At 64.6% G+C, this 11,941-nt stretch carries 12 protein-coding genes; 7 read left to right on the top strand and 5 right to left on the bottom strand.

Features of this window, described 5'->3' with window-relative positions:
- Positions 1 to 44: 44 nt before the first annotated feature.
- Positions 45 to 1,535 (bottom strand): YifB family Mg chelatase-like AAA ATPase, encoded by a 1,491-nt coding sequence (locus J3454_RS11575; protein ID WP_349513900.1) that lies wholly within the window; start codon positions 1,533 to 1,535, stop codon positions 45 to 47.
- 141 nt (positions 1,536 to 1,676) lie between these two features.
- On the opposite strand from J3454_RS11575, the gene J3454_RS11580 reads away from it, so the two are divergent.
- The 6 genes from J3454_RS11580 (at position 1,677) to yihA (ending at position 6,339) form a co-directional block, all read left to right on the top strand.
- A complete protein-coding gene (locus tag J3454_RS11580) occupies positions 1,677 to 2,735 on the top strand; it encodes an alpha/beta hydrolase (protein WP_349513901.1) in 1,059 nt (352 codons plus the stop codon).
- A gap of 74 nt (positions 2,736 to 2,809) precedes the next feature.
- Positions 2,810 to 2,944 (top strand): 50S ribosomal protein L34, encoded by a 135-nt coding sequence (gene rpmH / locus J3454_RS11585; protein WP_036801591.1) that lies wholly within the window; start codon positions 2,810 to 2,812, stop codon positions 2,942 to 2,944.
- Positions 2,945 to 3,184: 240 nt separating this feature from the next.
- Positions 3,185 to 3,589: a ribonuclease P protein component gene (gene rnpA, locus J3454_RS11590; protein WP_349513902.1), complete on the top strand. Its 405-nt coding sequence runs from the start codon at positions 3,185 to 3,187 to the stop codon at positions 3,587 to 3,589.
- On the top strand, positions 3,586 to 3,795 hold the full coding sequence (yidD, locus tag J3454_RS11595) for a membrane protein insertion efficiency factor YidD (protein ID WP_349513903.1): 210 nt from the start codon (positions 3,586 to 3,588) through the stop codon (positions 3,793 to 3,795). The genes rnpA and yidD overlap by 4 nt, the downstream gene beginning before the upstream one ends.
- A gap of 77 nt (positions 3,796 to 3,872) precedes the next feature.
- Positions 3,873 to 5,651, top strand: a complete 1,779-nt coding sequence (gene yidC, locus J3454_RS11600; protein WP_349513904.1) for a membrane protein insertase YidC — start codon at positions 3,873 to 3,875, stop codon at positions 5,649 to 5,651.
- 1 nt (position 5,652) lies between these two features.
- Positions 5,653 to 6,339 carry a ribosome biogenesis GTP-binding protein YihA/YsxC gene (yihA, locus tag J3454_RS11605; RefSeq protein WP_349513905.1) on the top strand — a complete coding sequence of 229 codons (687 nt, stop codon included), beginning with the start codon at positions 5,653 to 5,655 and terminating at the stop codon, positions 6,337 to 6,339.
- Positions 6,340 to 6,421: 82 nt separating this feature from the next.
- Here the strand turns inward: yihA and J3454_RS11610 are convergent, their stop codons facing one another.
- Positions 6,422 to 7,033 carry a TetR/AcrR family transcriptional regulator gene (locus J3454_RS11610; protein WP_349513906.1) on the bottom strand — a complete coding sequence of 204 codons (612 nt, stop codon included), beginning with the start codon at positions 7,031 to 7,033 and terminating at the stop codon, positions 6,422 to 6,424.
- Positions 7,034 to 7,116: 83 nt separating this feature from the next.
- On the opposite strand from J3454_RS11610, the gene J3454_RS11615 reads away from it, so the two are divergent.
- Positions 7,117 to 7,551 (top strand): PaaI family thioesterase, encoded by a 435-nt coding sequence (locus tag J3454_RS11615; RefSeq protein ID WP_349513907.1) that lies wholly within the window; start codon positions 7,117 to 7,119, stop codon positions 7,549 to 7,551.
- Positions 7,552 to 7,727: 176 nt separating this feature from the next.
- Here the strand turns inward: J3454_RS11615 and J3454_RS11620 are convergent, their stop codons facing one another.
- From J3454_RS11620 to otsB, 3 genes are read right to left on the bottom strand one after another with little or no spacing between them, the layout of a single operon-like run.
- Entirely contained in the window at positions 7,728 to 9,128 is a 1,401-nt protein-coding gene (locus J3454_RS11620) for an alpha,alpha-trehalose-phosphate synthase (UDP-forming) (protein WP_349513950.1), read from the bottom strand.
- Positions 9,125 to 10,930, bottom strand: coding sequence for a glycoside hydrolase family 15 protein (locus tag J3454_RS11625; protein WP_349513908.1), 1,806 nt, complete (start codon positions 10,928 to 10,930; stop codon positions 9,125 to 9,127). The genes J3454_RS11620 and J3454_RS11625 overlap by 4 nt, the downstream gene beginning before the upstream one ends.
- Positions 10,915 to 11,655 (bottom strand): trehalose-phosphatase, encoded by a 741-nt coding sequence (gene otsB / locus J3454_RS11630; RefSeq protein ID WP_349513909.1) that lies wholly within the window; start codon positions 11,653 to 11,655, stop codon positions 10,915 to 10,917. Before otsB ends, J3454_RS11625 begins: the two co-directional genes overlap by 16 nt.
- Positions 11,656 to 11,941: the final 286 nt, after the last annotated feature.

An 11,941-nucleotide genomic window follows, 5' to 3' on the forward strand; every position in this document is an offset into this window, starting at 1 on the left:
CTTGATCGGCCACGGGTTAGGGGAGCGCGGCCGTGCGCGGCCTCTTAACCCGTCGTCAGCCGATAGGATAGCGCTTCGGCAACATGCACGCGGCTGACGGTCTCCGCCCCGGCGAGATCGGCGATGGTGCGCGCGACCCGCAGCATCCTTGTATAGCCGCGCGCAGACAGGCGCAGCTTTTCCGCCGCCTGCAACAGCAGCTTGCGCCCCGCCTCGTCCGGGGTGGCGAACTGATCGAGTTTGTCGCCTTCCAATTCGGCGTTCGAGCGCACGCCTCGCGCTGTTTGCAAGGCGCGGGCGGCGGCAACCCGGCGCGCCACCTCGGCGCTGCCCTCAGCGGGCGGGGGCAGGGCCATATCGATCGCGCTGACCGCCGCGACGTGCACATGCAGATCGATCCGGTCGAGCAGCGGCCCGGACAATCGCGCCTGATAATCGCCCACGCAGCGGGGATATTTGTTGCAATTGCGCGCCGGATCGCCCGCATAACCGCAGCGGCACGGGTTCATCGCCGCAACCAACTGCACGCGCGCGGGGAAGGTGACGTGCGCATTGGCGCGGGCGACATCGACCTTGCCGGTTTCCAATGGTTGGCGCAGCGAATCGAGCACCGGGCGTTGAAATTCAGGCAATTCGTCGAGGAACAATACGCCTAGATGCGCCAGGCTGACTTCGCCGGGGCGCACTTTCAATCCGCCGCCGGTCAGCGCTGCCATGCTGGCCGAATGGTGCGGGGCGCGGAACGGCCGGGCGCGGCTGATTCGGCCAGCCTCCAGCGTGCCCGCGACCGATTGCACCATCGACACCTCCAGCGCCTCGGCCGGAGCGAGGTCGGGGAGGATGCCGGGCAGGCAACTCGCCAGCAGGCTCTTGCCCGAACCCGGCGGGCCGACCATCAGCAGGTTGTGCCCGCCTGCCGCCGCAATTTCGAGCGCGCGCTTGGCGGTTTCCTGCCCCTTCACCTGTTTCAGATTATTGCCGATCGCGGCATCGGCGACAGCCCCGCGCGGAGGTTCGTCGAGAACGAGGCTGCCCTTGAGATGCCCCAGCAGGCTGACCAGATCGCGCGGCGCGAGCACCGGGACGCCGCTGGCCCAGCGCGCCTCCGGCCCCTGTTCGGCGGGGCAGATCAGCCCGGTGCCCTGTTCGCTCGCATGGAGTGCGGCGATCAGCACGCCGGGGCTGGCGACCACGCGGCCATCCAGCGCCAGTTCCCCCACCGCGATCCAGTCGCCCAATTGTTCGGCATCGGTCACGCCCATAGCCGCGAGCAGCGCCAGCGCGATCGGCAGGTCGTAATGCGATCCGTCCTTGGGCAGGTCGGCGGGCGACAGGTTAATGGTGATCCGCTTGGGCGGCAGCGCAAGGCCCATCGCCGATAGTGCCGATTGCACGCGTTCGCGGCTTTCGCTCACCGCCTTGTCGGGCAGGCCGACCACGGTGAAGCGCGGCATGCCGGGCGCGACCTGGCATTGCACTTCGACGGCGCGCGCCTCCAGCCCGAGATAGGCTACGGTTCTGACCAGCGCGACCATTTGCTTGCCCCCTATTCCCCCCCGGCCCGCGTTAGTGCAGCCTTCAGAGAGGCTTGTCGAGCGGCTTGGGGCGGTCGGTAAGGCTTTTTTAAAGCATAAATCTTGGCAATTTCGGAACGCGCGCAGGCCCAGTGTGCCGCCATGAACCGCGCCCTTGCCTTGATCCTTGCCGCCTGCGCGCTGCTGTTGCCCACTGCGCCAGCGCTCGCCCAATCGGGAGCGCGGGTGGTGGAGCGCATCAGCTGGGTCGAGGAATGGGATCCGGCGACGGAACGTTGGGTGCGGGTGGACGAAAGCCCCGCCAGCATCGTTCCGGCGGCGTATCTGGGCACCGCCACCGTCACCCGCGCGGAAACTCATGCAGATGGAGTGACCGTCACCGAAACCGTGATCGAGGAGCCGGTGCGCTTCATCGCCCGTCCGGTGCCGCGCGCGGCGGCGGAGCTGGGTCTTGCGCAATTCGGCCCGTTTAGCGTGCTTGATCAACGGCGCGCTGCGCTCGTCGATTCGACCAGCGTTGGCTCGCCGCAAGCATTCGCCGCGATGCTGGCAGCCTATCCGGGGCTTGAGGTGATCGAGTTTCTCGATGCGCCCGGTACCCGCAACGATCTGGCCAATCTCAAGCTGGGCCGGGCCATCCGCGCCGCCGGGCTGGCGACCCATGTGCCCGAAGGCGGATCGGCGCGCTCGGGTGCGGTCGAACTGTTCCTTGCCGGGACCCGTCGGAGCATGGCTCCGGGCGCGCTGTTCGCGGTGCATTCCTGGCGCGACGAAGCCGGGCGCGAACCCGCCGATTTCGCCTCCGATGCGCCCGCCAACCGGCTCTATCTGGATTACTATGCCGAAATGGGCATGAGTGATGAAGAGGCCCGCGCCTTTTACGCGATGACCAATTCGGTGCCGCATGCCAGTGCATTGTGGCTGAAGGGCAGCGAAATGGCGCATTGGATCGCGCCGCAAGCAGTCCCGGCGACCGAAGAACCCAGTCAGATTGAGCCGTTGCTGGCGGAGCCTGTGCTGCTCGCCGCCTTGCCCGACCATTGCGTGCTGGGCGAAGATGCGCAGGCTGCGTTGGCGCTGGTTGCCGAGCACGTGGCTGCGCTGCCATGGTTTGCCGCTATCGATTTCTGGGCCGATCCGCCCCCACGCCTTGCCCTTGCGCCATTTGCGCTGCTTGACTCGCCCACGGCTTTCCCATAAGCGCGCCCACCTGATACCGGCTGCCCTGCGGTGGCCGCGCGCCGGACTCCCGGCTCCAGTTTTTCGAGGATGATATGAAGCGGACGTTCCAACCCAGCAATCTCGTGCGTGCCCGTCGCCACGGCTTCTTTGCACGCAAAGCGACCCCCGGTGGCCGCAAGGTGCTGCGTGCCCGCCGCAACCGCGGCCGCAAGAAGCTCTGCGCTTAATTTGTTCCGCACCCGCCTCCGCGGGTGCGATTTCCTCGCTCATGCGGCCTGAAGGCCGCGTCGCTGCGGGCGCGCAGTCGCGCTTGCGGGCTCCCCTTGGGAGCCCGTTTGCGTTTATGGTACCGATGGGCAGACCGATTCGAACCGCGCAGCGGTTCGCAAGCGTGACGACGCGCCGGCCGGTAGGCCGAAGCCAAGGCGGACGGATGTTCGCCGCCCGGCGTTTGAGGGCGTAAACAAATGACTCAGACGGCAAGCGCGACTGCATCGATCAAGACGCTGACCAAACGCGCCGATTTTCTCAGCGCCAATTCCGGCATCCGCAATGCGCGGTCCGGGTTTGTGCTGCTGACGCGGCCCAATGGCGGGCAGGGGATCCGCTTCGGCATCACCGTCACCAAGAAGATCGGCAACGCGGTGGTGCGCAACCGCATGAAGCGGCGGTTTCGCGAACTGCTGCGCGCCGCGCTGCCGACGCAAGGCCTGCCCGATCACGATCATGTGCTGATCGGCCGCGCGGGCGGGGTGGAGCGCGATTTCGCGCTGCTGGCCGAAGAACTTGGCCGCGCCCTGGAACGCGCACGCGACGGCAAGGGCGATCCATCGGGCGGGCGGCGGCCGCGTAAAGGGAATCGCGGGCGGTGAAGCGCGTTCTTATCCTCATCGCGCGCGGCTGGCAGCTTGGCCCTTCGCGCATTCTGCCGCCCTCCTGCCGCTACGCACCCTCGTGCAGCGAATACGCGATTCAGGCGATTGGCAAGTATGGTGCGGCAATGGGTGGATGGATGGCGTTTAAGCGGCTAATGCGCTGCCACCCTTGGGGCGGGCATGGGCACGATCCGGTGCCGTAGCCAGACCCTTGGGGCTGGAAATCGAACCGTTCTAATCCCATAATACACCTCGTCTCGTACTTTTTCAGGGCATTATCTTGGACAATCAGCGTAATCTCCTGCTCGCCGTCGTGCTTTCCGGCCTGCTCCTGCTCGGTTGGGAAGTCGGGGTAGGGTATTTCTATCCTCAGGCTTCGTTGACCGCCCCGATGGACGAGGCGGATCCGGCCGCGCAGACCAGCGCTGCGGGCGCGCCGGGCACCACCACGGTCGCGGGCGATCTGGGCGGGGATGCCGCACCGGCGCAGGCAGTCGATCTGTCCGCCGCGCTTGCCAGCCCGGATCGGGTGGCGATCGATACGCCGCGCATCGCCGGTTCAATCAACCTTGTGGGCGCACGGATCGATGATGTCGTGCTCAAGGATTACCGGCAGGAGGTTGACAAGGATTCCGGCCCCGTCCGCCTGTTCGCGCCAGAAGCGACGCCGGATCAGTATTTCGCGGAGTTCGGCTTCGTCACTGGCGGAGTGCGCCAGCCCTCCAATGCGCGCTGGCAGGCCGATGGCGGCAGGCTGACGCCCGAAAGCCCCGTCACCCTGACCCGCACCGGTCCCGACGGGATCACCTATTCGATCCGCTTTGCGGTCGACGAAAATTACATGATTACCGCCACCCAGACTGCAGCCAACACCAGCGGCACTGCGGCGATCATCCAGCCCTTTGCGCTCATCAAGCGCACCGACCGCAACGCCACGCCCGATCAGTTCGTGGCCCATGCCGGCCCGGTAGGTGTGTTCGGCGGCACGCTGTGGGATCCCCATTCCTACAGCGAACTCGCCGAACTCGGGCGCGAAACACCGGAAGGTGCGGCCAGCTGGCTCGGCTTTACCGATCAGTATTGGCTGAGCGCGCTGGTGCCCGGTGCCGCAGGGCAGGCGAGCGGCGAAACCGACAGTGTCGGATTCCGCGCACTGGGTGACAACCTGTTCCGTTCCGATCTCATCTATGCTGCCGACACCGTGCCGGCCGGTGGCAGCGTAACGCAGTCCACCCGTCTGTACGCCGGGGCGAAGGACAGCGAAATTCTCGATGCCTACGAGGACGCAGGGATCACCTATTTCGGCAAGGCGATCAGTTGGGGCTGGTTCGAAGTCGTCGAAAAGCCGATTCTGTGGCTGCTGCGTACCCTCAACGGGCTGGTCGGCAATTTCGGCGTGGCGATCATCCTGCTCACTGTGATCATCCGCGCCCTGATGTTCCCGATCGCGCAAAAGGGCTTTGCCTCGATGGCCTCGATGAAGGCCGTCCAGCCGAAGATGAAAGAGATCCAGGAACGCTTCAAGGACGACAAGCAGCGCCAGCAGCAGGAAATCATGAAGCTGTACAAGGACGAGAAGGTCAATCCCTTGTCCGGGTGCCTGCCGATGCTGATTCAGATCCCGATCTTCTTTGCGCTCTACAAGGTGCTGGTGCTGGCGATCGAGATGCGGCACGAGCCCTTCGCGCTGTGGATCCGCGATTTGTCCGCGCCCGATCCGGCGCATATCCTCAACCTGTTCGGGCTGCTGCCGTTCGAGGTCGCCGGCTTCCTGGCGATCGGTCCTCTGGCGATCCTGCTCGGCATCACGATGTGGCTGACCTTCCGGCTCAACCCGACCGCGATGGACCCGATCCAGCAGCAGATGTTCGCGATCATGCCGTGGATCCTGATGTTCGTGATGGCGCCGTTCGCGGCGGGCCTGCTACTGTACTGGGTGACGTCGAACCTCCTGACGCTGGCCCAGCAGAGCTACCTCTACTCCAAGCACCCACAGCTGAAGGCAGCGAGCGCGAAGGAAAAGGACAAGGCCGAGACCAAGAAGGCGGCAAAGAGCTAGCGTGGACGAGATCGACGCAATCCAGCAGGCCGCACGCGAGGAAGCCGCATCCCGCCTCTTTTCAGGGCCGGTGGACTTCCTGCTGTCCGCGCCGCAGCTGAAGTTCCTGCCCGAACCGGCGGTGCCCGAAATCGCGTTCTGCGGACGCTCGAACGTTGGCAAATCCTCGCTGCTCAACGCGCTGACGGGCCGCAAGGCGATTGCGCGCGCCTCGGTGACGCCGGGACGCACGCAGGAATTGAATTTCTTCGATGTGGGCCGCCCGGAAGAGGAGGGCGCGCTGCCGCTGTTCCGGCTGGTCGACATGCCCGGCTACGGTTTTGCCAAGGCGCCGATCAAGGTGGTCGACAAGTGGAAGGCGCTGGTGAACTCCTATTTGCGCGGACGGCAGGTGCTCAGCCGCACGCTGGTGCTGGTCGATAGCCGCCACGGGCTGAAGGATGTCGACCGGGCGATGATGAAGATGCTTGATGAGGCCGCGGTCGGATACCGGATCGTCTTGACCAAGACCGACAAGATCAAGGCGAGCGACCTTGCCGTAGTGACCGAAAAAACCGCCGCCGAAGCCAAGAAGCACGTCGCCGCGCACCCCGAAATCCATCTGACCAGCGCCGAAAAGGGCATGGGCATCGCCGCCCTGCGCGCCGCCGTGCTGGCCGATGCGATGGGCGAAGGCTGGACGCAGTAGCGCGGCTGCTTTCGGGCTGCGGGGGTGATCCGCGTGGATGGCTGATGATGGGTGGTTTGCTGAAGGACAGCAATCTCTCGTATCAGTCCGAGAGTCTGCCACTGGCAGCACTGGCGTAAGTCCGGGAAAGCAGGACGAGTTCATCCTCGAACTTTTGCGACAACAGGAAGTCGGCATCTTCCAACACGGCAGCTCGCATCGCACCAAGCAGGGCACGGCTCAGCACAAAAAGCTGGATCCGATCAAGCGGAGCTGCGATGCGGCTCGCCAGGCCCGCTTCAGCCTGGGCAAAGGCCGTCTGCAACTCTTCAGCTGACAACTGGCCCAACAACGCCAACACCACCACCCGCCGCGCACGTGTTCGTTCGCCGAAGGCGCGCAGAAAGGTTCGGATCGCTTGTCGGTCGGCAGCAAGGCGGCCCGCTATGGGCCCCGGATCGATTCTGAGTTCCGCGCCCACGCGCGCCATCTCGCGCCTGCCCATCTCTACAAGGATCGCATGTTTGTCCGGGAAATAGCGGTAGATTGAGCCGATCCCCACGCCGGCGCGTTCAGCTATGGCGTTGGTGTTGAATCCGGCCTCACCCGCGATCTCCAGAACCTGAGCCGCCGCCTCAATAATCACGTCCACGGTTGCCATTGAGCGCTGCTGGCGCGGGCTAACCCTCTGCTCTGGAACAACTTGTTCGTTCATACTCGCGATGCCTTGCCCCTCTTGGAACTGGAGTAAGAAAAGCGGAGCTTTGCTCATATCGTTGTCGAAGTCGAGGAAGGGAGATGATGATGACTTGGGCAATGGAGCGGTTGGACGCACTTGTTGCGGGCACGGCGATTACTCCGCCGGTCGTAGAGACGCTGCGGCTTGGCACCCTTCGGGAATGGGGCGAAGGGTGGATCAAGAAGGACTGGACGCCAGCGCCTGAGCTGCTGAATTCCGATGGCTCTCTGTTTGGCGGCTACATAGCTGCCCTCGCTGACCAAGCACTCGCGTTTGCTGCAATGACCATGGTGCCGCCCGATGCCGCTTTTCGGACCATCAACCTTCAGGTCAATTTCATCAGGGTCGGCAGGGCACACCCCATGTCGATCGAAGCTCGGGTCGTGGCGACAACAAAGCAGTTACTTACAGTTCGTGCTGATTTCCGCAGCGACGACGGTAAGCTGATCGCCGAAGCGTCCGCGCAGCAGCTCGTCGCACCGTTCGGAACCTGAGCGCCGACCCGGTGCAGCGCCAATCGATCTGGTCCTGTATGCCAAGGACCTGACACTTTTTGGACGACCGAAATCGGGTCGGAAGCTGCGTTTCCGTTTTCTGCGATAGATCGCACAAAGCCGACTATGCGGCAGCCATCGCTTTCGTCACATCGCCGAAGGCGCGCGGGCCTTGCTCAGTCCGGCCGACTCGCGGCGAGATCGGCGCAAAAGCGATCGGTCCAAGCCTGCACATTATCCGCCCGGATCGTGCCGATCATCGCTGCGTAACGGGCCTTGCGTTCCTGTAGCGGCATGTCCAGCGCAAGGCCGATTGCCTGGGCAATGTCATCCGGGCTGTAGGGATTGACCATGACTGCACCGGCCCCGCCCGCTTCGAGCTGCTGCGCGGCCCCGGCAAAGCGGGACAGGATCAGCACGCCCGGATCATCGGGGTCCTGCGCCGCGACATATTCCTTGGCGACGAGGTTCATCCCGTCGCGCAATGGTGTCACCAATCCGATCTTGGCGGCACGGAAAAAGCCATAAAGCTCGGCGTGCGAATAGCCGCGATTGACGTAGCGGATCGGCACCAAATCGACTTCGCTGCGCGCGCCGTTGATCTGTCCGGCCTTCTGTTCGAGCAGCGCCCGGATGTGCTGATAGCTCTCCACATCCTCGCGGCTGGGCGGGGCAATCTGGATGAACACCAGATCGCGCACGCATTCGGGGTGCTGGTCGAAGAACCGGCTGATACCGTCGATCCGTTCGGGCAGACCCTTGGAATAGTCGAGCCGGTCGACCCCGATCATCGCGGTGCGGTCGCGGGTGGACGATAGCAGGCGCTGTTCGGCATGCGCGGCTTCATCGGTCCGGCCCTGCGCCTGAAAGTGATCCCAGTCGATCCCGATCGGATAGGCGCGGGCAATCGCGGTGCGCCCTTCGAAGCGGATTGTGCCGCTCGCATCATCCACTTCCGCGCCCAGTTCCTTGCGGCAGTAATGCAGGAAGCTTTCGCGCCACTCGTCGTTCTGGAAGCCGATCAGGTCGTAATCCAGCATGGTGCGCACTAGCCGCTCGTGAAACGGCAGCGAGACGAACAGGCGGGTGGGAGGCCAGGGAATGTGGAGGAAAAACCCGATCCGGTTTTTGATCCCGCGCGCGCGCAGCCGCTCGCCCAGCGGGAGCAGGTGGTAGTCATGAACCCAGATCAGATCGTCCGGCTCGATCAGCGGGCTGACGCATTCGGCGAACAATTCGTTGACGCGCTCGTAACCCTTGGCGGTCTCGCGCTCGTATTGCGTCAGGTCGAGCCGGTAGTGGAACAGCGGCCACAGCGTCGCATTGGCATAGCCGTTGTAATATTCGTCGATATCGCGGCTCGACAGGTCGATGGTGGCGGTGGTGACGCCGTCGCTGCGCTGTAGGTGGATGTTGCAATCGGTATCATCGCCTTCCTGCCCCGACCAGCCGAACCAGATGCCGCCATGATCCTTCAGTGCGGCATTGAGCGCGCCCGCCAGACCGCCCTGCGCACCGGCCGCGCCGCGCGCCTTGGGCACGGCCACGCGGTTGGAGATGACGACCAGTCGTTCTATCGCACTTCACTCCACGGTTTCGACAATAGCCCTGCGCAGTTGATCACGCCTACCAGCGAATAGGTCTGCGGGAAGTTACCCCACAATTCGCCATTGTTGTAGTCGAGATCCTCGCTCAGCAAGCCCGATGCGGTGGTGTGAGAGAGCATGGTGGTGAACAGCCGCCGCGCCTCTTCACTGCGCCCGGCCAGATGCAGCGCCTCGATCAACCAGAAGGTGCAGACGTTGAAGGCGGTTTCGGGCGCGCCGAAATCGTCCTCGGCGGCATAGCGCAGCATGAAGTCGCCGCGCCTGAGGTGCTTTTCCACCGCCGCGAAGGTCGATAGAAAGCGCGGATTGTCGGGGCTGAGGAACCGCAGTTCGACCATCTGCAGCAGGCTGGCGTCCAGGTAATCGCTTTCAAAGCTCGCGCCGTAATGCCCGCCCTCTTCGCCATTCTCGACCCACGCTTCGGCCTCGATCTTGGCCCGGATCGCATCCGCGCGTGTCCGCCACAGAGCTGCGCGATCTTCCTTGCCCAGCCAGTCGGCGGTTGTCGCCAGCCGGTCGCAGGCGGCCCAGCTCATCACCGCCGAATAGGTGTGGACTTCCTGTCGCGTGCGGAATTCCCACAGCCCGGCATCGGGTTGATCGTGCATCGCCCACGCCATTTCGCCCACCTGTTCCAGGCTTTCGAAATCGCGATCGTCGGCCATGCGCAACAGGCGGCGGTCGATGAAGCCCTGCACCGTCGGGAGAACGATCTGGCCGTAGCAATCGTGCTGGATCTGGTGATAGGCGGCATTGCCGCGCCGCACCGGTCCCATCCCGCGATAACCCGCGAGCCAGCTGGCGGTGGTCTCGCTAAGTTCGGCCACGCCCATCACCGAATAGAGCGGCTGGATCTGCCCGCCCTTGGCATTGTCGACGATGTTGCGCAGATAGGCGAGATACTTCTCCAGCACATCCAGCGCGCCGAGCCGGTTCAGCGCCTGCACCGTGTAATAGGAATCGCGAATCCAGCAGTAGCGGTAATCCCAATTGCGTTCCGAATGCGGGGCTTCGGGAATCGAGGTGGTGAGCGCAGCGACAATCGCGCCGGTTTCCTCGTGCTGGCACAGCTTCAGGGTGATCGCGCAGCGGATCACCTCTTCCTGCCATTCGAACGGAGTGGCGAGGCTGCGCACCCAATGCTGCCAGTATTTGCGCGTCGCCTGCTCCATCCGGCGCACTTCCTCGCGCAGGTTGCCCATGAACGGCTCATCCGGGCCGAGGAAGAAATGCATGTCCTCCTCCACCCGGAAGGTGCGCTGTTCGAGGATAAAGCCGACCGGCGCATCGGTGCTGAGACGCAGCGCTTGCAGCCCGACCAGATAGCGGATGTGGTTGGAACCATGGGTGGTCTCGGCCAGCGCCGCGCCGTAATCGCGCAGCGGCCGCATGACGACACGCAGGCGCGGATGGCCCGCCACCGGGCGCACGATCCGGCTGATCGCAACCGGGCGATACATCCGGCCCTTGTGTTCATAACGCGGGCAGAAATCGAGCACTTCAACCGCGCTGCCGTCCTCCGCTTCGAGCCGGGTGACGAGGATCGGGGTGTTGCGGATATATTCCTGCGTCGCGCTGACCTGCCCGACCAGTTCGAACCGCCAAATGCCCGCTTCGCGCTGGTCGCCGTTGAGCAGCGAGCAGAACACCGGATCGCCATCGACCCGCGGCACACAAGACCACACCACCGCGCCTTCGCGGTCGATCAGCGCGCTGACCTGACAATTGCCGATCGGCCAGAGTTCGAGATCGGGGGTCACAGTTCCAGCCACGCGTGGACGTCCTTTACACTTGGGAGAGAATAACGGGCGGCGGCGGATTCGCGCTCGCCCACGGCAATGCCGAAGCCGCCGTGCCGGACGCAGGCGGCAAAGCCGTCCTCGTCGGTCACGTCGTCGCCGATGAACACCGGCAGCGCGCCTGCGAATGGCGCGCTGCCGGTGAGCAGATCGACCGCGCCGCCCTTGTCCGCGTCGGGCCAGACCAGTTCGATCACGCATTTGCCCGATTTGGTGGCGAGGCCGTGTTCGCTCGCCAGTGTATCGGCGAAGCGGCGTGTCTCGTCTTCGAGATCAGGCCGTGCGCGGTAATGCAGCGCGCCGCCGTGGGGCTTGCGTTCATGCAGCAAGCCGTTGCCCTGCGCGAACGCGCCCAGCGCATCGACAACCGGCGCGGGCAGGGGTTCGGCCTCGCGCAGCGGCGCGCCGTCAGGGCCGAGCACATGGCCGCCATGCGACCCGGCACGATGCAGCGGCAGCGGGCCGAGAAAATCGGTGAGGTTGGCGATGCTGCGCCCGCTCACCAGCGCCAGCGCGCCGTTCACCCGTGCAGCGAGGCGTTGGAGCCGCTCCGCCAGCGCGTGCGGCACGGCAATCGCATCCGGACCATCGGCAATCTCTACCAGCGTCCCGTCGAAATCGAGGAACAACGCCAGGCGGCTCTCCACCAGCAGGCTTGCCAGCCGCGGCGGGGCAGGAAGACAGGAGCGCGATTCCATCGCGCGAGACATAGAGCCAAAGCCGCCTGCGTCAAACCGCTGCTTCGCAGATGCAGCACATTGGCGGAGCGAGAGCAGGGCTTGTCTTGGCGGGGAGGGCGGCAAAGCAATCGGGAATGTCCGCTATCGGGCGCACTCCGGGTTACCGGGAATGACCGGAAGTGGGTGGATTCCAGAAGGTCGGCTATGGCGCGACCGTAGCTCAGCCTGCAACTGAAGAGGCGAGCTGGATCATCGATAGCTTCTCATCGACTACGTCGGCGTAGCCAAGTTCCTCCCTGATCTT

Source organism: Erythrobacter sp. NFXS35 (assembly GCF_040148725.1).
Classification (GTDB): domain Bacteria; phylum Pseudomonadota; class Alphaproteobacteria; order Sphingomonadales; family Sphingomonadaceae; genus Erythrobacter.